25 protein-coding genes and 1 pseudogene are annotated in these 24,409 nt (G+C 61.1%); 14 read left to right on the top strand and 12 right to left on the bottom strand.

Going from position 1 to position 24,409, the window contains the following annotated elements:
* Positions 1–127 precede the first annotated feature (127 nt).
* From M3436_01685 to M3436_01650, 8 genes are all read left to right on the top strand, one after another.
* Positions 128–619 carry a CreA family protein gene (locus M3436_01685; protein ID MDQ3562887.1) on the top strand — a complete coding sequence of 164 codons (492 nt, stop codon included), beginning with the start codon at positions 128–130 and terminating at the stop codon, positions 617–619.
* 113 nt (positions 620–732) lie between these two features.
* Entirely contained in the window at positions 733–1,167 is a 435-nt protein-coding gene (locus M3436_01680) for a BON domain-containing protein (protein MDQ3562886.1), read from the top strand.
* Between the two features lie 40 nt (positions 1,168–1,207).
* Positions 1,208–1,315, top strand: a complete 108-nt coding sequence (locus M3436_01675) for a zinc-ribbon domain-containing protein (protein ID MDQ3562885.1) — start codon at positions 1,208–1,210, stop codon at positions 1,313–1,315.
* Positions 1,316–1,411: 96 nt separating this feature from the next.
* Positions 1,412–2,323 carry a sphingosine kinase gene (locus tag M3436_01670; protein MDQ3562884.1) on the top strand — a complete coding sequence of 304 codons (912 nt, stop codon included), beginning with the start codon at positions 1,412–1,414 and terminating at the stop codon, positions 2,321–2,323.
* Positions 2,324–2,391: 68 nt separating this feature from the next.
* Complete coding sequence (locus M3436_01665) at positions 2,392–3,231, top strand: metallophosphoesterase (protein MDQ3562883.1); 840 nt, start codon at positions 2,392–2,394, stop codon at positions 3,229–3,231.
* Positions 3,224–3,781 carry a phosphatase PAP2 family protein gene (locus M3436_01660; GenBank protein ID MDQ3562882.1) on the top strand — a complete coding sequence of 186 codons (558 nt, stop codon included), beginning with the start codon at positions 3,224–3,226 and terminating at the stop codon, positions 3,779–3,781. The genes M3436_01665 and M3436_01660 overlap by 8 nt, the downstream gene beginning before the upstream one ends.
* A 340-nt stretch (positions 3,782–4,121) precedes the next feature.
* Positions 4,122–4,439 (top strand): type II toxin-antitoxin system RelE/ParE family toxin, encoded by a 318-nt coding sequence (locus tag M3436_01655; protein MDQ3562881.1) that lies wholly within the window; start codon positions 4,122–4,124, stop codon positions 4,437–4,439.
* Positions 4,432–4,731 (top strand): helix-turn-helix domain-containing protein, encoded by a 300-nt coding sequence (locus tag M3436_01650; GenBank protein ID MDQ3562880.1) that lies wholly within the window; start codon positions 4,432–4,434, stop codon positions 4,729–4,731. Before M3436_01655 ends, M3436_01650 begins: the two co-directional genes overlap by 8 nt.
* Positions 4,732–4,989: 258 nt before the next feature.
* Here M3436_01650 and dxs read toward each other — a convergent pair whose 3' ends face one another.
* Positions 4,990–6,888, bottom strand: a complete 1,899-nt coding sequence (gene dxs / locus M3436_01645) for a 1-deoxy-D-xylulose-5-phosphate synthase (protein MDQ3562879.1) — start codon at positions 6,886–6,888, stop codon at positions 4,990–4,992.
* A 180-nt stretch (positions 6,889–7,068) separates the two neighbouring features.
* Here dxs and hpnH point away from each other — a divergent pair, with 180 nt between their 5' ends.
* The 4 genes from hpnH (at position 7,069) to M3436_01625 (ending at position 10,990) form a co-directional block, all read left to right on the top strand.
* Positions 7,069–8,196, top strand: a complete 1,128-nt coding sequence (gene hpnH, locus M3436_01640) for an adenosyl-hopene transferase HpnH (GenBank protein MDQ3562878.1) — start codon at positions 7,069–7,071, stop codon at positions 8,194–8,196.
* A 30-nt stretch (positions 8,197–8,226) separates the two neighbouring features.
* Entirely contained in the window at positions 8,227–9,342 is a 1,116-nt protein-coding gene (locus tag M3436_01635; GenBank protein ID MDQ3562877.1) for a glycosyltransferase, read from the top strand.
* 26 nt (positions 9,343–9,368) lie between these two features.
* Entirely contained in the window at positions 9,369–10,001 is a 633-nt protein-coding gene (locus M3436_01630) for an ABC transporter substrate-binding protein (protein ID MDQ3562876.1), read from the top strand.
* 233 nt (positions 10,002–10,234) lie between these two features.
* Complete coding sequence (locus M3436_01625; protein MDQ3562875.1) at positions 10,235–10,990, top strand: VacJ family lipoprotein; 756 nt, start codon at positions 10,235–10,237, stop codon at positions 10,988–10,990.
* 38 nt (positions 10,991–11,028) lie between these two features.
* Here M3436_01625 and glcF read toward each other — a convergent pair whose 3' ends face one another.
* The 10 genes and pseudogenes from glcF to M3436_01575 all read right to left on the bottom strand — a co-directional run bounded on the left by glcF (position 11,029) and on the right by M3436_01575 (position 20,203).
* The gene (gene glcF, locus M3436_01620) at positions 11,029–12,258 is read right to left on the bottom strand and encodes a glycolate oxidase subunit GlcF (GenBank protein ID MDQ3562874.1); all 1,230 of its coding nucleotides are present in this window, start codon (positions 12,256–12,258) and stop codon (positions 11,029–11,031) included.
* Positions 12,259–12,270: 12 nt separating this feature from the next.
* Positions 12,271–13,329, bottom strand: coding sequence for a glycolate oxidase subunit GlcE (gene glcE, locus M3436_01615; GenBank protein ID MDQ3562873.1), 1,059 nt, complete (start codon positions 13,327–13,329; stop codon positions 12,271–12,273).
* Positions 13,329–16,367: an L-glutamate gamma-semialdehyde dehydrogenase gene (gene pruA / locus M3436_01610; GenBank protein MDQ3562872.1), complete on the bottom strand. Its 3,039-nt coding sequence runs from the start codon at positions 16,365–16,367 to the stop codon at positions 13,329–13,331. Before pruA ends, glcE begins: the two co-directional genes overlap by 1 nt.
* 418 nt (positions 16,368–16,785) lie before the next feature.
* A pseudogene (locus tag M3436_01605) lies at positions 16,786–17,277 on the bottom strand (DUF1579 domain-containing protein).
* 266 nt (positions 17,278–17,543) lie between these two features.
* Complete coding sequence (locus M3436_01600; protein MDQ3562871.1) at positions 17,544–17,696, bottom strand: hypothetical protein; 153 nt, start codon at positions 17,694–17,696, stop codon at positions 17,544–17,546.
* A 30-nt stretch (positions 17,697–17,726) separates the two neighbouring features.
* Positions 17,727–18,080, bottom strand: a complete 354-nt coding sequence (locus M3436_01595) for a DUF1428 domain-containing protein (GenBank protein MDQ3562870.1) — start codon at positions 18,078–18,080, stop codon at positions 17,727–17,729.
* 300 nt (positions 18,081–18,380) lie between these two features.
* Positions 18,381–18,746, bottom strand: coding sequence for a type II toxin-antitoxin system RelE/ParE family toxin (locus M3436_01590; protein MDQ3562869.1), 366 nt, complete (start codon positions 18,744–18,746; stop codon positions 18,381–18,383).
* Complete coding sequence (locus M3436_01585; protein ID MDQ3562868.1) at positions 18,743–19,045, bottom strand: type II toxin-antitoxin system ParD family antitoxin; 303 nt, start codon at positions 19,043–19,045, stop codon at positions 18,743–18,745. The genes M3436_01590 and M3436_01585 overlap by 4 nt, the downstream gene beginning before the upstream one ends.
* A gap of 382 nt (positions 19,046–19,427) precedes the next feature.
* The gene (locus M3436_01580; protein MDQ3562867.1) at positions 19,428–19,925 is read right to left on the bottom strand and encodes a GNAT family N-acetyltransferase; all 498 of its coding nucleotides are present in this window, start codon (positions 19,923–19,925) and stop codon (positions 19,428–19,430) included.
* On the bottom strand, positions 19,922–20,203 hold the full coding sequence (locus tag M3436_01575; protein ID MDQ3562866.1) for a DUF1778 domain-containing protein: 282 nt from the start codon (positions 20,201–20,203) through the stop codon (positions 19,922–19,924). The genes M3436_01580 and M3436_01575 overlap by 4 nt, the downstream gene beginning before the upstream one ends.
* A gap of 214 nt (positions 20,204–20,417) precedes the next feature.
* On the opposite strand from M3436_01575, the gene M3436_01570 reads away from it, so the two are divergent.
* Complete coding sequence (locus M3436_01570; GenBank protein MDQ3562865.1) at positions 20,418–21,890, top strand: 50S ribosome-binding GTPase; 1,473 nt, start codon at positions 20,418–20,420, stop codon at positions 21,888–21,890.
* Positions 21,832–23,190 carry a GTP-binding protein gene (locus tag M3436_01565; protein MDQ3562864.1) on the top strand — a complete coding sequence of 453 codons (1,359 nt, stop codon included), beginning with the start codon at positions 21,832–21,834 and terminating at the stop codon, positions 23,188–23,190. Before M3436_01570 ends, M3436_01565 begins: the two co-directional genes overlap by 59 nt.
* 81 nt (positions 23,191–23,271) lie before the next feature.
* On the opposite strand, the gene M3436_01560 is transcribed toward M3436_01565, so the two are convergent.
* A complete protein-coding gene (locus M3436_01560; GenBank protein ID MDQ3562863.1) occupies positions 23,272–24,291 on the bottom strand; it encodes a zinc-dependent alcohol dehydrogenase family protein in 1,020 nt (339 codons plus the stop codon).
* Between the last annotated feature and the right edge of the window lie 118 nt (positions 24,292–24,409).

Below are 24,409 nucleotides of genomic sequence, written 5' to 3'. Positions count from 1 at the left end.
ATCCAGTTTGTCCAGGGTGATCGGGCGTGGCATCCGTAAGGAGAAAGCAGGCACAGGCAGATAGCTAGATTCAGAACACCTGGCTAGCCGGAAAATTTGTTAATACAGATACAATTGGGTAACGAATATGCGTTTTTCAACGCTTCTTTTAGGCTTGGCCCTCTTGGGCGCGTTTCCAGTGCACGCCGAAGAAATCGGCTGCATCTCGACCACGTTTCGGGTTCTTGGCGCTAACGACAAGGTGTGCGTGGAGGCCTTCGATGACCCGCAGATCCCTGGAGTCTCCTGCCACATCAGCCAGGCCCGTACGGGCGGCATCAAGGGGCCGCTGGGGCTCGCGGAAGACCCTTCGAGATTCGCCATCGCGTGCCGTCAAACCGGTCCCATCGTCCTGTCGGCGGAGTTCGAGGACGAAGATGAGGTGTTTAGCGCGGATACCTCGATCCTGTTCAAGGAAACCCAGGTGCATCGACTCTACGATCAGAAGCGCAATACCCTGGTGTATATAGCCATCAGCACCAAGATCGTCGAAGGTTCTCCGATGAGCTCGATTTCGACCGTGCCCATTATGCGCTGGAACAACGCGGGAGCGCCGCGCGTTTCGAGAACGAATCCATGAATCAACCTTGCTTTGGAGGTCACCATGTCAGTAACCGATTATCCACACCGGGAACTAACGTTTGTGCCTAGGAATTGGCGCACGAACACCAACCAGAACAATAGGACCACACTATGTCTATGACCTTACTACTGATCGGCATCGGCGCGGGGTTGATGTATTTCCTCGATCCGCACTCAGGCGCACCGCGCCGGCTGTGGCTGCGCGAAAAATGGGCGAGGACCACCAAGAAGGAACAGGCCTCCTTGGCTGGGGCGGAGGCGAGTAGTGATCGTGTCGCTGGAGCAGGGGCCGATGATATCTCATTCGCGGCTCCGAACGATGTAGCGACCGATGACGAGCTGGCAAGGCGGGTACGGTTAGCGCTGGAACGAGCCCTCCCCCAGCCGCCCGCGGTTGAGGTGATTGCCCATCACGGGCTGGTGATACTGAACGGGCAGGTGTCGGCGGAGGAGCAAGACACAGTGCTCGCGTGTGTCCGCGCGGTACCCGGGGTGAAAGAAGTGGAGAACCGCATCGAAGTGCGTACCGCCGCAGGTAACGCCTAAGCTCTTATCAATCGATAACACACTGCACGGGACACGGCCCTTGAAGATCTTCGACTGTCCGGTTTGCGATCAACTGACGTCCTTCGAAAACGTCCAGTGCGTGCGCTGCGGCCCTGCCCTCGGCTATCTCCCCGAGATAGGGTGCTGAGCGCTCTCGAGACGGTGGGTGATGGCGAGTGGCGGGCGCTCGCGCCCGAGGCCGGTAGCGGGAAATCCCGGAATGCCGGGGTTGCTTAGCTCTGCTATGGCTAGGCCCTTCGCGATCATCATCAATGACTCCGCGGGATCGGACACGACGGCCGAGGCGCGAGCGCGCATCGCGGAAGCGTTCCACAATCTAGGCGCCGAGGCGCATTTCTTGATTGCGAGCAGCGGGGAGGATATTGTGGATCTGGCACGCCGTGCGGCCGCCGAGGATGCCGGCGCAGTGGTCGCCGGAGGCGGGGATGGGACGATCAACGCCGTGGCGTCCGTCCTTATCGAGACCGATCGCACGCTCGGGGTGCTGCCGCTCGGGACGCTCAATCACTTCGCCAAGGATCTCAATATTCCGCTCGCCCTGGATGACTCCGTGCGCACGATCCTTGGGGGAACGGTGGCGCAAGTGGATGTCGGGGAGGTCAACGGCCGGTTCTTTCTCAACAATTCGGGTCTCGGACTCTATCCGATGGTAGTACGCCATCGCGAGAAGCTGCAACATCGCCTGGGGCACGGCAAGTGGCCGGCGTTCCTATGGGCGGCGCTCTCCGTGCTGCGCCGCTACCCCTTCCTCGCGGTGCGCGTGAACGCAGACGATCACGAATCGGTGCGGCGCACTCCGTTCATCTTCATCGGCAACAACGAATACGAGATCGCGGGTTTCGAGATCGGCACCCGCAAACGCCTCGATGCAGGACGGCTATGTCTCTACATGGCACGCCGTACCGGGCGCCTTGGGATCCTGCGCTTCGCCCTGCGCGCCTTCGCCGGCAAGTTGCAAAATGAGAAGGATTTCGATGCGCTCCGTACCGAAGAGGTCTACATCGAGACGAAGCGCACGCGCGTGCACGTCGCGATCGACGGTGAGGTCGCCGTGATGCCCACCCCACTCCATTACCGGGTTCGCCCCGGAGCGCTGCGGGTGCTCGTGCCCGCGGCGGAAACGGCGGAGCCGTGAACGCTGCTGGACGGATCGCGGTTACTTCCGATCGCAGCCTAGAGTAATTGTTTTCATTTCTTTGTCGCGTGCGCACCGTCGTCCATCTCTCCGATCTGCATTTCGGGAAAATCGATGAGGCGATCCTCGCCTCGCTAATCGCCTTTATCCACGGGATCAGGCCGAACCTTGTGGCCGTCTCGGGCGATTTGACCCAGCGCGCGCGCAGCTCGCAGTTCGAACAGGCGCGGGCATTTCTGGAAACGATCCGGGCGCCGCGGATTGTCGTGCCGGGTAACCACGACGTGCCGATGCGCAATCCCTTCGCGCGCTTTTTTCGCCCGCTCGCCAAGTATCGCCGCTACATCACGGAGGACCTCGCGCCGTTTTATCGTGACGAGGAGATCATGGTGCTCGGCATTAACACCGCGCGGTCACTGACGATCAAGGGCGGGCGCATCAACGAAACGCAGATCGCAAGTCTCCGCGAACGGCTAGGCGATGGGGGAGAGGATATGATCAGGATTTTGGTCACGCACCATCCTTTTCACGTGCCCGAAGGCGGAGACGAGGATGATCTGGTTCGCTGTCCGCCACAGGCGCTGGCCAAGCTCGGCCAATGCCGGCTCGACATCCTGCTGGCCGGCCATCTGCATCGCAGCCATACCGGGCCGCTCGCCGAGCGTTTTAGGATCGCCGGCTACAGCGCGCTGGCGGTCAGCGCGGGCACCGCGATCTCGACGCGCGTGCGCGGGGAGTCCAATTCCTTCAATGTGCTGCGCATCGAGCGCCCGCACATCGATATCAGCCGCCACTCCTGGGATCCCGATTGCACGGCGTTTGTCGCGGCGAGCTCTGAACGCTTCACGCGCACGCCGGCCGGCTGGGCGCGGGCACGCCGCGCAGCAGATTCACCGAGAGATGCATAGTGTCTTAAACTTGGATACCGCCATCCTGGCGTTCGCTGCGGCTCATCGCTCCGAGATCCTCGATCAGTTGTTTCGTGGAATGACCTGGCTCGGCTCACTCTACGTTCTCATCCCGGCTGCACTCGCGTTGGTCAGCCTGTTGGCCCATCGCCAGAATCGATTCGAGGCATGGCTTCTGGGGATGGGCCTCTGCGGTACCGCGCTCATGGCCTACACCATTAAGCGGATTCTAGCGCGGCCTCGGCCCGCGCTTTACCCGCTCTTGATCGAGCTACCCGTCTCGGATTCGTTCCCGAGCGCGCATGCCGCTCAGGCGACTGCGTTTTTCCTGTGCCTAGTGCTTATCGTGCGCCGCCAAGCCCCCGAGTGGGCAGGGTGGGTCGCCTGCGCGGCACTGGTTGTGGTGGCCTGCGTGGCCGCCTCTCGGATCTACCTGCAGGTGCACTTTCCATCGGATACGCTGGGCGGGATGGTTTTAGGGGTGTTGTGGGTGACTGTGCTTTATAAGCTCATGCTTCGGAGGGAGCGGCAAGCGTCTCTTCTTAGATAGACAAAGTTCGTTCTCCCCCTGACAAGCCCGATCTGTCCATCGCCTATTCCCAACTCTGCCAGGATCGTCAGAGACTCCTCATCCCTTCGGTATTGTCGACCAGCAATGTTCCCGCCAGCGAAGACTGTGAAAAATAGAGAGTTCTTCGGGATCCTAATGCCAACAAGGAAATCGAGTGTCTCCCTAAACACACCCCTCTTATCCAGGTTGGGTCGAGGTGCGCCGACTCCGAACGCGGCCATGTGGAACAGAGACAGATGTATTCCGTCTCTGACCGCTGAGATGTCGTTGTGACGAAGGCAAGTCTCCACTACTTGAAAGTGCTCTGGATGGTCAAGCCATGCTCTTTATCGAGCTGCCCGCATTCGCCCGGCAAGACCTGTTCGACGACGACGGTCTGCGTGCGGTGCAATCACGGCTGTTGGGAGACCCGGAGGCCGGCGATCTCATTCCCGGCGGACGCGGTCTGCGTAAGTTACGCGCAGCGCTGCCAGGGCGCGGTAAGCGGGGTGGGGCACGGGTGATTTACTACTGGCGAGCCTCGCACGACTGGTGTTACCTGGTCTTTGCCTACGCGAAGTCCGGGCGGGAAGACCTGACCCCGGCGCAGGTCCGCGCGCTGGCCGCACTCATGCGAGAGGTACTGAACGATGGATAAGAAGCTGTTTCAAGGTCTGCTTGAAGGCGTCCGTCAGATGGGCGCGCACATGCGCGGTGAGAATGTGCCGGGCGCACGGGTGACGGCGCTCGAGGATATCCAACCACGGCAGATCCGGGAGGCGGCGGGCCTGTCGCAAGCAGAGTTCGCGCGGCTGATCGGCGTGTCGGTGAAGACGCTCCAGAACTGGGAACAGAAACGCACCCGGCCCACCGGCCCGGCCCGAGCCCTGCTCAAGATCGTCGCCGCCGATCCGAAGGCCGCTATTCAGGCGCTGCATGCTTCTGGCTAGCGAACGTAGCGTGCTGTGCGCACGCGGAAGGGCCGGGGATGCTTCCGAGCGGCTGCACCGGATTGATGATCCGCGTGCGCACCGCAAACAGCGCGGTGCACACCCTACGACTGACTGCGATTGCTCGCCTCATCCTTGAGGCTCGCCCCTTCGGGGCTAATGCGCCGTTTCGCTCCCGGCGAAACGGTCCTGCGCGCCGTGCGCCTCGCGGGCGGACGCGCTCGCTACGATTTCTTCACAAGCCCAGCGCCTAAGCGCTTACAGGGCTATTAGGCTTGGGGCGCTGACCTTCACCAGCCCGCTGGCGTGCCGGCGGACAAATTCCAGGAGACCTTCCTTGGTCAGTCCCGCGTCCGCCAACATCTCCTCTCTCGTACCGTGCTGGATCAGCCGGTCGGGCAAGCCGTAATGCACGATGGGCGTATGCTGGCCATGGTTTGCAAGCACCTCGGCCACCCCGGCGCCGGCGCCCCCGGCGACCACGTTTTCTTCGACCGTCACCAGCAACTCGTGGGTTTCGGCCAGTTGCGACAGCAACTCCCCATCGAGGGGTTTTACGAAACGCATATTGACGACCGTGGCCTTGAGATCTTCGCCCACTTCGAGCGCCGGTGCGACCATCGTTCCGAACGCTAACAGCGCGATGCGCTTACCCGAACGCTTGATCTCGGCCTTGCCGACGGGTAACACCGTCATGGCCTCTTCGACACGCATCCCCGGTCCCTCCCCGCGCGGATAGCGGACAGCCGCCGGCCCATCGAGCAGGAATCCGGTATAGAGCATCTGCCGGCATTCATTCTCATCGGAAGGCGCCATAACCACCATCTCGGGCAAGCAGCGGAGGAAGGTCAGATCATAGCTGCCGTTATGGGTGGGGCCGTCCGCGCCCACGAGCCCCGCGCGGTCGATGGCAAAAAGCACCGCTAGCTTTTGATTGACGACATCATGGATGACTTGGTCATAGCCCCGCTGCAGAAAAGTCGAATAGATCGCAACGACCGGTTTCAAGCCCTCGCAGGCCATCCCGGCCGCCACGGTGACACTGTGTTGCTCGGCGATCCCGACGTCACAATACTGGTCCGGGAATTCCTTTTGGAATCGCACCAGGCCCGAGCCCTCGCGCATCGCCGGGGTGATGGCGACCAGCCGTGGGTCGCGCGCCGCCATGTCGCAGATCCAGTCGCCAAAGATCTTAGTATAGGTGGGTTTACTCGGGGCCTTCGAGGAGACAATACCCTGCACCGGATCGAAGGGCGTGACGCCGTGGTATTTGACGGGATCCGCCTCGGCCGGCGCATAACCCTTGCCTTTCTTCGTTATGACATGCAAGAGCTGGGGACCGTGCAATTGACGCAGGTTGCGAATCGTCGTCAGCAAGGCCGAGAGATCATGCCCATCGACCGGACCGATGTAATTAAACCCCAGCTCCTCGAACAGGGTGCCCGGTATGATCAATCCCTTGACGTGCTCCTCGGCGCGGCGCGCGAGTTCCCATACCGGCGGCATGTTCGACAGCACCTTCCTGCTCCCTTCCTTGACGGTGGCATAGAGGCGTCCCGACAAGACTTGAGCGATGCGGTTCGACAACGCCCCGACATTCGGAGAGATAGACATGTCATTGTCATTCAGCACCACCAGCAGATCGATACCGAGATCCCCCGCATGGTTCATAGCCTCGAACGCGAGCCCGCCGGTCATACCGCCGTCCCCGATGACGGCGACGGCTTTGCGGCCAGACTCTTGGCGTTTCGCGGCGATCGCCATTCCGAGCGCCGCACTGATGGAGGTGCTGGAATGGCCGACGCCGAAGGTGTCGTAGAGACTTTCGTCGCGCTTGGGAAACGGCGCGAGACCTCCCCAGTGCCGGATCGTGTTCATGCGCTCGCGCCGGCCGGTGAGGATCTTATGCGGATACGCTTGATGGCCGACATCCCACACGATGCGGTCTTCCGGGGTGTTGAATATGTAGTGCAGCGCGATCGTGAGCTCAACGGTACCAAGACCCGCCGCGAAATGTCCGCCGCTCTTGCTCACGGAGTCAAGAACAAACGCACGCAGCTCGGCGGCCAGCGGCGCGAGCTCGGACTCTGGTAGCCGGCGCAGGTCCATGGGCGTATCGATCGTGCGCAACAGCGCGTAGCGAGTAACCATCGTCAAGCCTCGATTTAGGGAATATCACATTATGGGATATAGCTATCCGCGCTGGCAAGAATTCGTTGTAATTTTGCTGTACATTGCGCGCCCCCTATAGTATGTTAATGGCATATATACAACAAAAGCGCAATTCAATTCATTGTTCGTTGAACGAAAAAGCCACAACGCACTGGGGGGTTACGAATGGGAGTCCCATTAATCCAGCAATTCCGTGTCGCGCGATATATTCTGGAACAGAAAATTCGTGGGCGCAAAAAGTATCCGTTGGTGCTCATGCTTGAACCTCTGTTTCGTTGCAACCTCGCCTGCGCGGGCTGCGGCAAGATCGATTATCCCGAGGAAATCCTGAACAAAAGGCTTAGCGTCGAGGAATGCCTGGGCGCCATCGACGAATGTGGCGCACCGATCGTATCGGTTGCCGGGGGCGAGCCGCTGATTCACAAAGAGATGCCCGAGATCGTGGCGGGACTCATCCAACGCAAGAAATTCGTGTATCTATGCACCAATGCGCTCCTGCTCGATCGGCGCATGGCGGATTACGCACCCTCGCCCTATCTGACCTTCTCGATTCACCTCGATGGTAACAAGGACCGGCATGATGCCTCGGTATGCCGCGACGGGGTATACGATAGGTGCGTGGAACTCATCCGCAAGGCGCGCGCGGAAGGATTCCGCGTGACCGTCAATTGCACGCTGTTCCAAGGAGAAACGGCGCCGGAAGTTGCGGAGTTCCTAGATGTTGCGACCGATCTGGGCGTGGAAGGCGTGACGATTTCGCCTGGCTACAGCTATGAGCGGGCGCCACGGCAGGATGTTTTCCTCAAGCGTAAGGAGGTCAAACAATTGTTCCGTGACGTATTCAAACGCGGTAAGAATCGGAAATGGCGCTTCAATCATTCGCCGATGTACCTTGACTTCCTGGCCGGAAACCAGAGCTATGAATGCACGCCGTGGGGCAATCCGACGCGCAACGTGTTCGGATGGCAAAAGCCCTGTTACCTCCTCGTAGGGGAAGGCTACGCGCCTACCTACCAGGCGTTAATAGAAGAAACCGAGTGGGAGCGCTACGGGACGGGACGTAATCCTAAATGTGACGATTGCATGGTTCACTGCGGTTACGAAGCCACGGCGGTCAACGATGCCTTTGCCCACCCGCTAAAAGCACTCCGGCTTATGCTGCACGGACCATCGACCACGGGACCCATGGCCCCGGAGCCGCCAATCCTCTACGAACAACATGCGCCACTAAAACCCCGCTTCGTCGCGACCGTGGAAATTACCGGCGCGCATAGACGAAAACGAGTGGCCTAGCGAGTCTATGTCCGGCGCGGCAATCGCTCAATGCGATGGGTTTTCTTCCTCGTCCCAAACTACCTTATCTGGATCGGGATCCTGTTGGCGCCGTGGCGTCCCTGGCGCACGGATGAATCGCTGGATGCCTCCGCGAGCGCCGGCGTCGACCTCGGCGATGTAACCGTTCTTATCCCGGCCCGCAATGAAGCCGCGGTAATTCAACAAACGCTAAACGCGTTGGCGCGGCAGGGACGGGGTTTCCGCGTTGTCCTGATTGACGATCAATCCACTGACGACACGGTCGCCAAGGCGCTAGCGGCCGACATCGAGGGCTTTAGAATCCTGCGCGGAGAGCCGCTTCCCCGCGGATGGTCGGGAAAGCTATGGGCGCTCGAGCAAGGGCGGGCTAGTGTGCGTTCGGCATTGACCTTACTATTGGACGCCGATGTCGCTCTGCGCAGAGGGATCCTGGCGGTGTTGCGCGCCAAATTGAAAAACGAAGGGAATCATCTCGTGTCCTTGATGGTGGAGCTACGGATGGAGGGGTGGTGGGAGAAACTGCTAATGCCGGCGTTCGTGTTTTTCTTCAAGCTGCTATACCCGTTTCAACTTTCTAACCTGCCCTCCATCCGGTATGTGGCCGCCGCCGCGGGCGGATGCATTTTGGTGGAAACGCGCGTGCTCGAGGCCATAGGAGGGTTTGCTGCGATTAAAGCGGAGCTTATCGACGATTGTGCTCTCGCGAAGGCGGTAAAGGCCAAAGGTTTTAAAACCTGGCTCGGCTTAACGCGCTCCGCGTCGAGCCTGCGGGCATATACGAGCTTAGCGAGCATTTGGAAGATGGTTGCCAGGACGGCCTATACCCAACTGCGTTATTCACTCATTCTATTAGTGCTATGCACGGGGATGATGTTGTTAGCGTTCTGCGTGCCCGTGGCGGGTCTTCTGGCCGCCAGCGGATGGGATAGGGTTTTTTCTCTCGTCCCCATCATTCTGGCCATGGCGAGTTACCAGCCCACGTTGAAATATTACCGGCAATCGAGGGCTTGGGCGCTGACTTTACCGATCATTGGGCTATTATATGTCGCGATGACATGGTCCTCGGCCATTCGCTATTGGTCGGGAGAACGGTCCCAATGGAAGGGGCGCTACTACAAAGCCTAGTCCGCGGATCTTAAGGATTCGATGACATGAAGGGGAATTTCACTACCATAGTTCAAAACGTCGTACGCGCCTTCGCCCTATATCTCGGATTGACGCTTAGCGTTGCCGCCGCACCGGTTCCCGGCGAGGCTGTCGCCGTCGTCGACAGACTGCACGCGGCGTTACTGGAAGTAATGCAGAATGCCGGAACGCTCGGCTATCCCGGGCGTTACCAGAAATTAGATCCTTTAGTTCGCGAGAGCTTCGACTTCGGGACCATCGCTCCGATCGTCGTTGGACGGTTCTGGAAGGAACTAAGCGACGCGCAACGGCAGTCGTTTATCGATACCTTTACGAAGTTGAGCACGGCGACTTATGCGGCCCGCTTCGATGGCTTCGATAACGAGCAGTTTCGGCATGTTGCGGGCGAAGAGCTCAAGAAAGGCCGGATCCTGGTCAAGACCGAAATCGTCAAGTCGGACGGGGAGGCGGTTCGTCTGGACTACGTATTACAAACCAAGAGTGATGAGTGGTTGATCGTAAATGTCATCGCCGATGGCGTCAGCGACCTATCGCTGAAGCGAGCGGATTATACGTCGGTGCTGAAAACCAAGGGGTTTGACGATCTGATTACAGATTTGAACGATAAAATCTCTAAGTATGGGGCTGGGGAGGAGTAATACCTCCTGCGTTCAGAGCTTGTGAAAAAATCGTCAGCGAGCGAAGGCAGGTCGCGTTGCATCCTCGGCGCGCCAAACAGGGCCATTCCCTGGCCCTGGCTTTCCGCCGGAGCGCAGGAACCGGAGTGTATTGAAATACATAAGGATTCCGAGCACCGCCGGAACGCGAGATGCCGAGATTTATTCACAAGCTCTCAGGGTCATAACCATTAGGCGAAGCGGTCGAGGTGAGTATGAATAACAAGAAATGCAAGCTGCTGGTATTGGCGCTGGGTGTTTTCACATCTGGTTGCGCAAGCACGCCGACACTTGATAACGGAAACAATGATCCCGGGGAAGGCGTGAATCGTGTCGTGTACGACATCAACGATGGCATAGATCGGTATTTAATTAAGCCGGTAGCCCAAAAATACGCCGATTACACCCCCGAGCCCGTCCGTGAAGGGATCACCAACTTCTTTGATAATTTGACCTACCTGAACGTCGTATTTAATTCGTTCTTACAAGGAAAGGTCAATCAAGGCGCCTCCGATTTCGGGCGTTTCGTTTTGAACAGCACCATGGGGTTCGGGGGTTTTTTCGATCCTGCCACCGCCTGGGGCGTCCCGAAGCACGACGAAGACTTCGGCCAAACCCTGGGGGTGTGGGGCATGGATGAAGTGGCTTATATCGTCCTGCCGCTGCTGGGTCCGAATTCGGTACGTGACACACCGGGCCTAGCGACTAGCACGCTGCTCAACCCGCTCTTCTATGTATCGAGCATCGTGATTGGACCGATCGGCGCACTGGGGATCATCAACACGCGCGCGAATCTTCTCGAAGCGACGCGCGTTCGAGACGAGGCCGCGCTTGATGCCTATACCTTCACGCGCGAGGCCTACCGCCAAAGGCGTATCAATGCTATCTATGATGGGGACCCTCCGGTCGAAAACCTGGACGAGTTTATCGAGAGTGAGGGCACCGAAGAAGGCGTTCTGATAATCGAATAACCGCCGTGGGGAGTTGCTGGGTGGGCCGCGCCATGCGGCTAAGCCGCCGGGGCCGCGCCGGGATCCAAAAGCTCAATCCAATGCTTTACCGGGACTCGCGCTTTTTGCTTGAGGTGCTGGTAACAGCCGATATTCGCGGTCGCGATTAGCGCCGGGCGCTGTGCTTCCAGGTGCTTCACTTTTTCCGCCAGAAGCCGGCGCGATAATGGCCCTTGCAGAATCGAATAGGCCCCCGCGGAGCCGCAGCACAGATGCGGGTCTTGCACCGGGACCAAGTTGAACCCAAGCGCCTGCAACAGTGTCTCCGTCACTCCGGCGAGCTTGAGCGCATGCTGCAAGGTGCAGGGCGAATGAAACGCGATTGGGTCTCGAACATCCGTTGCAGGCCGGATCGCTGCGCAATCCTCTTGCATCAGCACTTGGCACGGATCGCGGGCCAGCGCGGATACACGCGCGGCCTTGGCGGCATAGTGCGGATCACCCCGCAGCAAGTCACCGTAATCCCGAACCATCGCCCCGCATCCACTCGCGGTGATGACCAAGGCTTCCGCGCCACGTGCTACGACCGGCCACCAGCGATCGATATTACGGCGCATGAAACCGCTCGCCTCATCGACGGCCGAAAGGTGATAACTCAAGGCGCCGCAACAGCCGCGCGCGGGTACCAGCGTGATGCCCAAGCGATCGAATACGCGGGCTGCGGCGGTGTCGATCGCCGGCGCCAATACCGGTTGCACGCAGCCCTCCAACAGCAGCATCGTGCGCGGATGCCGCGGCTGCGGCCAGCCGTGCGCAACGGCAGGAGGCGCCAAAGGCAGATTGTCGCGGTAGTTCCGTGGCAACAGCGGGCGAATAATGCGCGCTAGCCGCGTGAGGTGCCGCACACGCCGGGGATAAGGCAGGGTCATCCGTAGCGCCCGCCGGACCCAGCGGTCGAGCAGAGGACGTGCGATGCGTTGTTCCAGTTCTTGCCGGCCGATCTCGAACAAACGGCTGTACTCGACGCCCGAAGGGCAGGCCGTCTCGCAGGCGCGGCAGAGCAAACAGCGATCGAGGTGTTCCCGGATCGTCGGCTGGGCCGCACCCGTTTCAAGCATCCCTTTAATGAGATAGATGCGGCCGCGGGGACTGTCACGCTCATCGCCGAGCAGCCGGTAGGTGGGACAACTCGCGGTGCACAATCCGCAGTGTACGCATTTTCGCAAGATCGCATCCGCCTCTTTACCTTGCGGTGTGATCCGGAACGACGGGGGCAGAGAGGTTTGCATCGGCGAGGTAAGTTATAGTTCCGGGAGTAATCGGCCTGGATTGAGAATGCCGTTCGGATCGAAGGCTTTCTTGACTCGCCGATAGACGTTTAATAAGGCCGGAGGCGGCCTGGGAAAGGGCTCCCCTTTCTGATCTCCGCCACGAAATAAAACCGCATGTCCCCCGCAACCGAGGGCGGCGTGTTTAATGATCTTTGGATCAGCCTCGCTCTTTAACCAGCGGTGCGCGCCGCCCCAATCGAGAAACCACTCCCCTGCAAGCGCCAAAGGAGCCGCCGCCGGAGGTGCCGATACGCGCCACACGGGCCGCTCATCGAGAAAGTACGGCAAGCGTTGCTCGCGCAGATCCTCCCAGAATCGGCTGTCGGCCTCGTGGCCCCCAATCTCCCCGCAGGCGCTGGCCACCGAGGCCGCGCTGCCCGTCAGGCGCGCATATACCGCCACACCGTCATAAGCCGCGGCGGAGAGCGGCAACGGCTTACGCGCCCACGCGTTCATCAGCTCGATGGCGCGTGCGGGCTCGACCTCCTGGCGTAAGGTGATCTCGGCCCGAGGCCGTGGTAGCACCTTGAGCGATGCCTCCACGACGATCCCGAGCGTCCCGAGCGCCCCGACCATCAGGCGCGAGAGATCGAAGCCCGCCACATTTTTCATCACCTGGCCGCCGAAGCGCAGGAGAGAGCCCGCGGCGGCGATACAACGGATCCCAAGGACACTGTCGCGCACGCCCCCCGCGTAAGGCCGGCGCGGTCCCGCCAACCCCGTCCCGATCATCCCGCCGATCGTGGCGTCGTCCCCAAGATGCGGAGGCTCACAAGCGAGCATCTGACCTTCGCTCGCGAGCAATGTTTCGAGATCACCGATTCTTGTGCCGGCGCGTACCGTCACCACCAGCTCGGTCGGTTCGTAGGCTATCACCCCGGAAAAGTTTCGCAATGACAAAGGCGCCCCCGCCACCCGGCGCCCGTAAAACGCTTTGGAATCACTGCCGAAGATGCGTAAGGGCTCGCGGCGCCGGTTGGCTGCCTTCACCGCGGCAGCGATCTCATCGAGGGTGTCGGGCGCCAACATCAATCTCCGGCGCGTCCCGCCGGCGCGAATCCGCGCCGCAGCGTGTTTTCGGTCACGGTTCGGGGGATCATGAACTGGAGCAAATAATCCGGGCCGCCGGCCTTGCTGCCCACCCCGCTCATCTTGAATCCGCCGAAGGGTTGGCGCTCCACCCACGCGCCCGTGATCTTGCGGTTGATATACAGGTTGCCGACTTGCAGCTCGCGGCTTGCTTGCAGGACATGAGATGGACTGCGTGAATAGATGCCTCCGGTTAACGCGTAGGGCGTCTGATTCGCCACGCGAATCGCCGTATCGAGATCGGCGACTCGCATCACCGCGAGGACCGGCCCGAAGATCTCCGTCTGCGCGAGGTAGGAATCAGGCGCAACGCCGGTGAAGATCGCGGGCCCCACGAAGTAGCCGCCGCCCAAATCCGGACACGGCATCGCCAAGGCGAGCTCTGCCCCGCCCGCCCGGCCCCGTTCGATCGCCTCGATCACTCGCGCCTTGGCGCCGGCATCGATGAGGGGGCCCATGAACACCGCGGGCGTCTCGGGCATCCCGATGCGCACACTGCGCGTCGCCGCCAGCAGCCGTTCGAGAAAGCGATCATAGGCCTGCCGGAGGACGATGACCCTGGAACAGGCGCTGCATTTCTGTCCTTGATACCCGAAGGCCGACTGCACCACCCCGGTCACGGCTTCATCGAGATCGGCGTCGTTGTCGATAATGATCGCGTTCTTGCCCCCCATTTCCGCGATGACCTGCTTGACATGAGACTGTCCCGGCCCGAAATCCGCGGCCAGCCGGAGGATGCGGCGGCCGACCTCCTCCGATCCCGTAAACGCAACGAAGGCGACCTGCGGGTGGCGCACTAGATATTCGCCGAGCGTGCCGCCCGCGCCCGGCAAGTATTGCACCACTGCTGGTGGTACGCCGGCTTCTTGCAGCAGCCGCACAAAACGCGCGGCGATCACCGGTGTCTGCGAGGAGGGCTTCAACACCACCGTGTTTCCGGCCGCGATCGCGGCCGACAACATGCCTGTAAGGATGGCCAGAGGAAAGTTCCAGGGAGAAATGATCGCGCCCACCCCGCGCGGAGCATACCGATAGACATTTTCTTCACCGGGGACGTCGTGACACCGTGGCTGCTCCCAGCGCAGCGCCTCGCGAGCGTAGTACTCGAGGTAATCGATCGCCTCGGCGACATTGGCATCGGCCTCGACCCAGGTCTTGCCGGCCTCCAAAATCTCGAGCGCCGCGAACTCATCTCGCTGCCGGCGCAGCGCTTTGGCCGCACATAGCAACAGATGCGCCCGCTCGCCCGCCGCTCGCCGCGACCAGTCAGCGAAGGCCCGCAAGGCCCCGGAAACAGCGCGATCCGCATGCCCCGTCCCGGCCCGGGCCACGCGTCCGATCACTTCATCGGGGCGCGCTGGATTCACCGACAGCAGTTGGTCTTTCGTCCCCACCGCTTTGCCATCGATTTGGAGCGGATAGTCGCCGCCGAGGGCGGTGCGCGCCGCTGATAAGGCGCCCTGAAACGCGCTCCGCTCGGAGGGATCGGTAAAACGATGCGGCGGCTCGTTGCGGAAACGCGGGAGCGTCCGCGCGCCCGCCGCCTCCGCGCCGCCTTGTCCAACACGGGCCCCGGCGGCCACCCGCGGCGCGGTTTCGGCTGCTGGATCATCGCCATGCGGAGAGGCGAGCAGTTGCCCCGCCGCCAGCGTGCGCGCTTGGTTCATGCGCTGAAACGATTGACTGGAGGAATTCTCGAGCAGCCGGCGCACGAGGTACGCCATGCCCGGCAGCAATTCGCCGAAGGGAACATACATCCGCAGCCTATAGCCCATCTCCGCGAGCACATCCTCGAGCCCGCTCGCCATGCCGTGGAGCATTTGGAATTCAAATTGATCTCGTGTGATCCCATGCTCTTCGGCGAGGACCATCGCGAAAGCTACGCTGCGCAGGTTATGGGTCGCAACCGCCGCCTCAATCCTGGGATGGTGTTCGAACAAGAGCCGCACACAACGCTCGTAACAAGCGTCGGTTTGCCATTTCTTGGTCCAGACCGGCAGCGGCCATCCGTGCTGCTCGGCGATGACCGTTTCATAATCCCAGTACGCGCCCCGGACCAAACGCACGGTGATCGGCGTGCCGCGGCGGGCTGCCCAGGCGCTAAGATCATTGATATCGGCCTCGGTCTCGCGAAGGTAGGCTTGTAATGCGATCCCGGCATCCGGCCACTCTCGGAGCTCCGGTTCCATCAGCAGTTGCTTGAAACAGGAGAGCACGGTTTCCTTGAGGTGAAACTGCTCCATGTCCACGCACACGAAGCTACCGCCGCGCCTGGCCGCGAGGAGAATCGGCTTCAAGCGCGCCGCGATCCGCGCCGCGCCGGCTTCGGGCGCCACCGCGGAGAGCTGAGGATCGAGTGACGATAATTTGATCGAGGCATTCAGCCGGGGCAGCCGCCGTCCCTGGCCCTGATCGAGCACCGGGTGCGGTGGCCACGCCGCGGCTTTTTGCGGGATGCGTGCGAAGAAATCCAAATACCGCCGTTGATAGTCCTCGGCCTCGGCGTCGCTGACCACCGCTTCGCCCACGAGATCAATACTGGAGCCGATGCCCCGCTTGCGCAGCGCTTCAGCCGTGCTTACGGCTTCCTCCACGCTAGCGCCCCCGAGAAAGCGCCGCGCGAGTCCGGACATAGCCTTGCGCACGGCGCCGCCGATGATCGCATTGGCGAAGTCCCCGCGCACATGGCGCACGCCGAAGCGCAGCAACCCGGTCAGCGGAAAATCGCCGTGCCCGAAGTATTCGTGCAGGTGTTCGGTCAGCTCGCGGTCATTGTCCAAGGCCGGCAGCACATCGACGAAGCGCAGGGCTTGCACGCGGAACGCCTCGCTGGTCATTACCTGGTTTAAGAACCGGTCCAACCACAGATCAACGGAGCGCGCCGCCTGCCGCCGCTGCTCGAAGGCCGCGATCAAGCGTCTGCCCGTTTCCTGGACTCGGTGCTCGAGATGGTCGTCTAGACTCGCTGGAATCGCCATGGGCGCCCTTTCCCGTCCCCGCTCGCCATCCTCTAGCACGGGCGGGTAAAAAGCAAGGCGCCTCTCGCCGCGGTAGTGTCTCAGTTTGAATTTCGGCTATGACCATAACCCGACCATCAAGCCCACCCAACTCCGGCTCGTCGGCGCAGGGCGAAGCGGTCGTTCCGGAACGACCGCAGGCCGATGGAAGCTCGTTCCGTGGCGCCAAAGACCTTCTTGTAAAAATCAATGGCAGCCGGAGCGCCTTTGACTCGCAGGTAGGGGAATACCTCGTGGATTCGGTTTTGATTTGACTCATTGCGGAAGCTCCTTTTGACTTCTAACTCAATAATGTATATCCAGTCACCCGAGTTGGGCAGCGCCCGCCGCACGCCTTTGACGTCCGTCGAGAATCAGGGTGCAATGCACGCCCTGCGGACTACCGCTTTCGCGTGTACGTGATCTCCATCATCTTCATTTCCTTGCCGCCGCGGTGAGCCCCATACATGTCAAACGTCTGGGTATTGCTGTCCACAATCTTCCAGACGGCGCGATGCGTCATGTGCCCTCCGCCTGGTTCAGCATGCTGCCCTTTCAGTGTGATGGTCTTGCCGTCCGCGCTCGCCGTGCCTTCCATCATGAAGATCCCTGTGCCCATGGTATCGATCCACGTCGAAACATATCGCTTGCGGAGGTTGTCGTAGGCGCTGATCCCAACCCCGGAGTAGGGTTGTCCCATCATGTCGCCGGTGAATTCCTACTGGAGAAAGCGCCCGTCCAGCAACATCTTCATTTCCGCGGAGCCGGTTGATTCCGTTGGAGGCTTGCCGGGTTCCATCCACTCCTTGGTTTTTGTCGTCCAGCTACCGGCCAGACTTGCAAACAACTTGTGCGGCTCGCCAGGCTGGGCCAGCTTCGCATAGACCTCCATCATCGCCTGCGGGTCCATCGGTTTCTCCGTCTTCTTGTCCTTGGCGATGGCAACGGATGCCATCAGCACAACACAGAAACCGGTGAGAGCGAGTTTTATGTGACGCATAGGTTCCTCCTTATAGGATGTGGTGAGTAAAACGTTCTCGAGTCATGGTTGAAACGTAATCGAATGATTTGCCTTCTTGGCAATGCGAAAGAAGACCCCAGTTTTTCGGAACGGGTATCACAAGCCCATCGACGTGGAGCGCATTCGAATCCTCCTTGTTATCGTTCAGCCAGGGCCTTCAGCTCGGCCGGACCCTGCTCGAATTTTCCGCCGATCGTCTTGTCCATGTTGCACACGAGTCCCACCAACTTTGAGGTATAAAAGGGCTCGGGCCGAAAATCGCCTGCGTGACCCGCGAGCGTGAACTCCACGGTGTAACGGGGTCTAGTGCGACACCGCTATCAAACATCCACGATCACTTCGAAACCTCCGTATATCATCCGTTTGCCATCAAAAGGCATCGGATTAGTATCAGGCTGCAGCCGCGGGTCGGCCATCACTTTTTTCATACCCGCATCTCTCACCTGACGAGAAGGCCAGACAATCCAGGAAAAGACGACGGTCTCATCATCCTTGCGCTTGACCGCCATCGGAAAAGACGTCAACTTGCCCTCGGGGACATCGTCTCCCCAACACTCGACCAGCTTCAGCGCGCCGTACTCCTTGAAAACAACGGCAGCGTCTTCAGCATGCTTCTTGTAAACGTCTCGGTTGGCCGTAGGCACGGCGGCCACAAATCCATCGATGTAGGTCATAAACAATCTCCTTTCACGTTATACCGATAGGGTTCGGCTCTGTAGATTAGGCTGGTTCATCAATTAGTCGTTCGGAGCATCTCTAAATCGACATTCGCCGATAACTAAACTCCACCGCGGGTGCTTCCGTCCTTAATCTAAGAAGCGCGGCTTCTTCCCGAGCTGTGGCGCGCGGCGCATGGCAGAGAAAGCCAGGCACAGGGGATCGTACGAGCGCCAGCCGAAGGCTGACCGGGCCCGAAGGGAAAATTCTTCCCGCTGGTCTCTCAGACTCGTTGTCGCGGAGACCCTCTGGGAGCTTCATTTGGTCTCGTCCATCGGGGGCAGATGGCGCGGCAGGTCCATGACGTCATGGAGCAGCCGCAGGACCTCGATCACCTCACGTCCCTGATCGTGGCCGATCCGGAACATCACGAAATGACGCCCTCTACGGCCATGGCGAGCGACATGCAGCGTGAACAGTCCTTTGGCGATGTCATTGCGGGTTTTGGCGCCGATGACCGTCGGGCCGGCGACCAGCGCCTCCAGTGCCGTAGACAGCGTCTCGGCATAGACGCGCGCTTGCGCCTCGCCGAACTGCTTCACCGTCCAGCGCAGGATGTCCTGGAAATCGGCCTCCGCGGCCGCCGTGAGGCGGACCGGCCAGGGGCGCGTCCCCGCCGTCACTTGGAGCGTGGTCCAGAGCCTTTCCCGGCGATTGTCTTGTCAACCATTGAGGCAAGATGACGGTTGAGCGCGGCTGGCGACTCGAAGCTGCGGAACCGTCCCGCGTCGATGTCGGCGATGCCGATGCGCGCGGCTTCGCGCAGCGCCTTGAGACGGACCTTCTCCTCTGCCTCCCGGCTCTCAAGTAGTCGCAGCCCTTCGCGCAGCACTTCGCTCGCGTTCTGGTAACGGCCGGAAGCAACGAGCCGTTCGACCAGGGCCGCCTGATAGTCCGTGAGGACGACATTGCGCGTCGGCATGAACAACACTCCATAGTGACTCGAATGGTCATTGGCATCTTATGCCATAAGACTTCCTTTCGACAAGCCCGGGCGGAGAGCGCGGTGTGCGCAGCGGGTTGAGGACGCTCCTGGGGTGGCAAGCCAATCTCCGAGGCAGGATGCCGTGACACAAGCGGCAAAGGCCAGTAGGAAAACAAGGGCTGCGGACTACAGCGCAAGCGACGTGGTGGACAAAATACCGCAGTTGACCCGGAGAGCTTCTAGCGATTCCGGGAGAGGCAATACAGCGCAAGTGGACGCGAACGGCAGCTTTGAGCGCCACGTCAAGCCGGCCCATATGTCCGGAATGGGTCTGAAGCGACCGCAAAAACGGTCACAGGAATGGCGGCGGACAGAGGGCTTACCGATTAAAGGTTGTGGCAGGCAAAAGCAAGCGATTCGGCTGCCCTGGAAAAGACATAAACCCAAAGTGTTGGTAGAAAGTTCTCGCCGAGTCATCTTTTGCATCGACGACAATCCCAGCGACCGCGAGTACCGCGCTCGCCTGCACCACCTTTTGGCAAGCGTCGGCTAAAAGGATCGAACCGAGGCCCTTTCCTTGAAATTTCTCATCTACGGCCAGGCGGCCGATCAACGCCACTGGCACAGGATAACGGGGCAGTTTACGTGCGAGCGCTGTAGGAAGGTCCGAACAACTCACGCCGCCAGCGCTAAGGGTAAAATAACCCGCTAGGTGGTGTACATTGTCTTCTGGCACAACGACAAAGACGCGCGCCAGATCGCGTCGTACATCCTGTGATGCGTATCGCCTGATATACTCATCAAGGGCGTGTTGTCCGCAGCAAAAGCCTGTCGTATCGACCGCTGCATCGAGCGGCCCGATACGAAAGGCCGTCACCGACGGACCTGTTTAGCGTGACGCTTGACAGCACGTTTTAGGGCCGCATTAGGCTCGACGGGCGTATCTAGGGCGGCGAGAAAAGCCTTAAAATTCATCGGATTTAAGGTAATTGACTCATGCGTCTGTATGACTTGTTCAGCCGAGGCCAAGGCGTGCGAGAGCACGAATTCGGACACGCTGACATGCGTATAGGCGGCGGCCTTGTCGAGCAACTGTCTTGCCCGATTATCGCAGCGGATGTTAAGGCGGCTTTCCTTGATCGTTGAGGCGCTCATATCAGACTCCAGAAATCGGACGCAGGATATTGTGCGCCATTTGTACTCACGTTGCAAGGCAATCCGGAACGATCTAGCGAAAGTCGGGTGAAGGTCAGCAAGAGGGCAGAAGCCGATCAAACTGAGACACTACCCTCGCGGCGCGAGTCACGCGGAATAGGGCGCGCTACTGGCAGGGACATGGCGTAACCACTACACTGACCGCGAGAAGCTGATGAACCTTCCTTTTCCGGTGCGATTGTTTCTCGCCGCGCTGGCGAGTCTGGCGCTCGCCTCCGCCTTGTGGGTGCTCTTGTACGCGACGGACCTGGCCTTCGCGGTCTGGGAAGGGCTGCGGTCGTTACCGCTCTTGGTTCAGCTTTCCTACGCGGCAGTGATCCTCGCGCTCGCGGGCGGATTCACCTGGCTGGTGTGGCGCTTGCTGCGGCCGCGTAAACCCTCCCCGGCTCGCCCGTTACCCGCGCCCCTTGATGACCGCGCGCTGGAAGCGCGGATCGCCGAGGCCGAGCGGCGCGGCGCCAACACAGGCGAGGCGCGGGCCGAGCTGGCCACGCTTTTCGAGCGGCGCACGGGAGCGCAGGTCTTTATCGCGCTCTTTGGCGAGAGCAGCAGCGGCAAATCCTCGCTCATCCGGGCCTTGCTCCCCGGCTGTGAGGCCGTGACCGATGCGCGCCGTGGAACGACTCAAACGCTGACACGCTATGCATGGAGCCGCCCTGACGGGACACCGATCCTGCTCACCGATCTACCGGGCCTGAACGTGACCGAGGGCGGCGACGAAAGCGCGTGGCGTGAGGAAGCCCTGCGGGCCCACGTCGTCATCTACCTCACCGACGGTGATCTCACCCGCGATCAGTATCTGGAGCTACAATACCTCGCCCGTTTTCAGAAACCCGTTATCCTGGCCTTGAACAAAATCGACCACTATATCCGGGATCAGCGTGAAGCCTTGCGCATGAGGTTGGCCACGCGCGTGGCGCCTCTGGGCGATATCGACATCGTCGCTATCTCGGCAGGGGGTATGCGTCCAGTCGTCAAGGTACGCGCCGATGGCCGCGAAGAGCTTGCTTCCGCCGCGGTTCTCATCGAGATCGACGCTCTCGTTCGGTCTCTCGACCGTATCCTCCGGCGCGGCACCACCGCGATCAGCGCATCGCGTGACTCGGCCGTGTGGCGCTTGGCGGCGCATAAGCTCGATCGGGCAATCGTGGTACGCCGGGAGGCCCACGCACAAGAGATCATCGACGACTACACGCGCAAGGCCGTGCTCGGAGCGGTGGTCGCGATCAGCCCCGGCACGGATTTGCTGATCCAAGGCTATCTCGGCATAGGCCTGGTGCGCGCGCTGTGCCAGGCCTATGACGTGAGTCCACGCGAGGTGGATGTGTCGCGCTTCCTCAAGCTCGCTTCCGACCAGGTGCGCAAGACCTTGCCGCTGGTGCTGACGGTCGCCGGAAACGTTTGCAAGGCCTTTCCCGGCGTGGGGACCTTGGCCGGGGGGCTTTTGCATGCGGTCGGTTACGGGATAATCTTCGAGAGTCTGGGCCGCGCCATCGCCGCTACCCTGACCGAACATGGGGCGCTCATCGTATCACCCGCTCTGCGGGCTTTTGAGGACAAAATAACCGATGATCTGGAAGCGCGTGCTCGCCGCCTTGCTGCCCTGGCGCAAGAACGCAAGTCCTGAAGCCGCCGCCGCCGGGCCTGCCGGCCACGTCGATCTCGCCCGCGAGAGCTTGCAGTCCTTACTTGCGGACCGCAACCTGCCGGCGCCGGTCCGGCGCGGACTCGCCGCCGAGCTTGCCGGGGTGCAGGCAATGCTCGACAAGCTCGAACACGGACACATCCACATCGCGGTGTTCGGGCGGGTCGGCGTGGGGAAGTCCGCGCTGCTCAACGCCCTGCTGCATGAGACGCGGTTCAGCACCAGCCCGCTGCATGGGGAAACACGAGAACCGCAATCCGCCGTCTGGCAAGAATCGAACGACGGGGGATTGTTTCTCATCGACACGCCCGGCATCAACGACATCGACGGCGAGGAACGCGAACGCCAAGCGTGCGCCGTGGCGGCACGCGCCGATCTCGTCCTGTTCGTGGTCGACGGCGATTTATCGGGAACGGAAATGCAAGCCTTGCGGGTCCTCATCGCGGCGCATCGGCCGGTGCTCTTGGTCTTCAATAAGATCGATCGCTACACGGATTCCGATCGGGCGCTGCTTTTGAATCATCTCAAGCTCCGCGGCGCGGGTCTCGTCCCGCCCGACCATATCGTATGCACCGCGGCGGAACCGGCCGAGCGCATCTACCTCGAGGCCGATGCCCATGGCCGTGAAATCGAAACGCGGCGTCCCGCGGCCGCCGATGTGGAAAGCTTACGGAGCGCGCTCTGGTCGATCTTAGAAGCCGAGGGAAAGACCCTGATGGCGCTCAATGCGACGCTCTTCGCCGGATCGGTGTCCGATGCCATCGGCCAGCGGATCGTGGCAATCAAGAAAGAGTTAGCCGACCGGCTCATTAGAAAATATTGTGTCGCCAAAGGCATGGTCGTGGGGCTCAACCCGGTGCCGATTTCGGACCTGGTGGCGGCCGGGCTCGCCGATGTCGGCCTGGTGTTCCATCTTGCACGCATCTATGGACTCCCGGTCACCACCGCCGAGGCGGGCGGATTGCTGCGGACCATCGCCGCGCAAATGGCGCTGGTGATGGGCACCGTCTGGGCCGTGCACTTCGTCGCTTCGGCCATGAAGGGCGGCACGGGGGGCCTGTCGACGTTGGTGACCGGGACGGCCCAAGGCGCGGTGGCTTATTACTCGGCCTACGTCGTCGGGCGCGCCGCGCAGAGATATTTCGCGCTCGGCCGTTCGTGGGGACCGAACGGCCCCAAGCGCGTTGTGCAGGAAATCCTCGAAAGCCTTGATCGCGAGTCGCTCCTCGGCGAGGCGCGCGAACAGATCGCTCAGCGCCTGCGGTATTCGGCGACGGATTAACCGGGTAGTGCGGTGCATTAGCGGGATCGCGGCGGTTGCTGACGTATACCCCGCTGCGGATCTCGCCTATCCGCGCCACCCCTAATCGTCCACCTGGTCCATCACCAACACCGCCGCCCCTTCGATGGCGCCCTCGCGCAGCCGCCGGAGCGCCTCGTTGGCTTCTTCCAGCGCGAACGCCTGCACGTAGGTCTTGATCGGGACCTGCGGGGCGATCGAAAGAAGCTCTTCGGCGTCTTGACGGGTCAGGTTGGCGACCGAGCGAATGACCCGCTCCTCCCAGAGCAAGCGGTAAGGGAACGCGGGGATATCGCTCATGTGGATGCCGCCGCAGACGATCACCCCGCCTTTGCAGGTCGCCCGCAAGGCATCGACGATGAGCGCGCCCGCGGGTGCGAAGATGAGCGCCGCATCGAGCGCCTCGGGCGGGCGCTCCCCGGACTCGCCGGCCCATACCGCGCCTAAACCCCGGGCGAACGCCTGCCCCTCGACATCACCTGGGCGCGTGAAGGCATAGATCCGCTTGCCTTGATGGACGGCGACCTGGGCGATGATATGGGCCGCGGCGCCGAAGCCATAGATCCCGATGTGCTCCGCCTTCGCTCCGGCCAAGCGATAGGAGCGATAACCGATGAGCCCGGCACAAAGAAGCGGTGCAAGCTCCGCATCAGCGTAGCCCTCCGGCAATCGAAAGCAGTAGTTTTCATGCGCTAGCGCGTACTCCGCGTAGCCTCCATCGACGGTATAGCCGGTGAAAAGCGCCTTATCGCAGAGGTTCTCCTGCCCTCTGCGGCAATACCGGCAACTGCCATCCGTCGATGCGAGCCAGGACACCCCCACTCTCTCGCCTGCGGCAAGGCGCCGTACCTCGGCGCCCGTCCCGACGATGACACCGACGATCTCGTGGCCCAGGATCACAGGCAGTTTCGGCTCGCTGAGATCGCCGTCCAGGACGTGCAGGTCCGTGCGGCACACGCCACAGGCACGCACCCGGATCAAGACCTGCTCCGGGCCGGGTTCGGGTACCGGCATCTGCATGGAGCGCAACGGCTGGCGGGCTGCTTCGAGCACCATGGCCCTCATCCGATCTGGAATGGTCATCCGCTAAGGAACCTCTGCAAAAGTCCACGATCTGATCGGTAGGTTGACCGCACAGAGCCGAGGACGACAATGAGCAAACAGATGACACTGGGCACGGGTTTCGAGAAGTACAGCAAGA

Source organism: Pseudomonadota bacterium (assembly GCA_030859565.1).
GTDB lineage: Bacteria > Pseudomonadota > Gammaproteobacteria > JACCXJ01 > JACCXJ01 > USCg-Taylor.
This window is presented reverse-complemented; position numbering and strand designations above follow the sequence as displayed.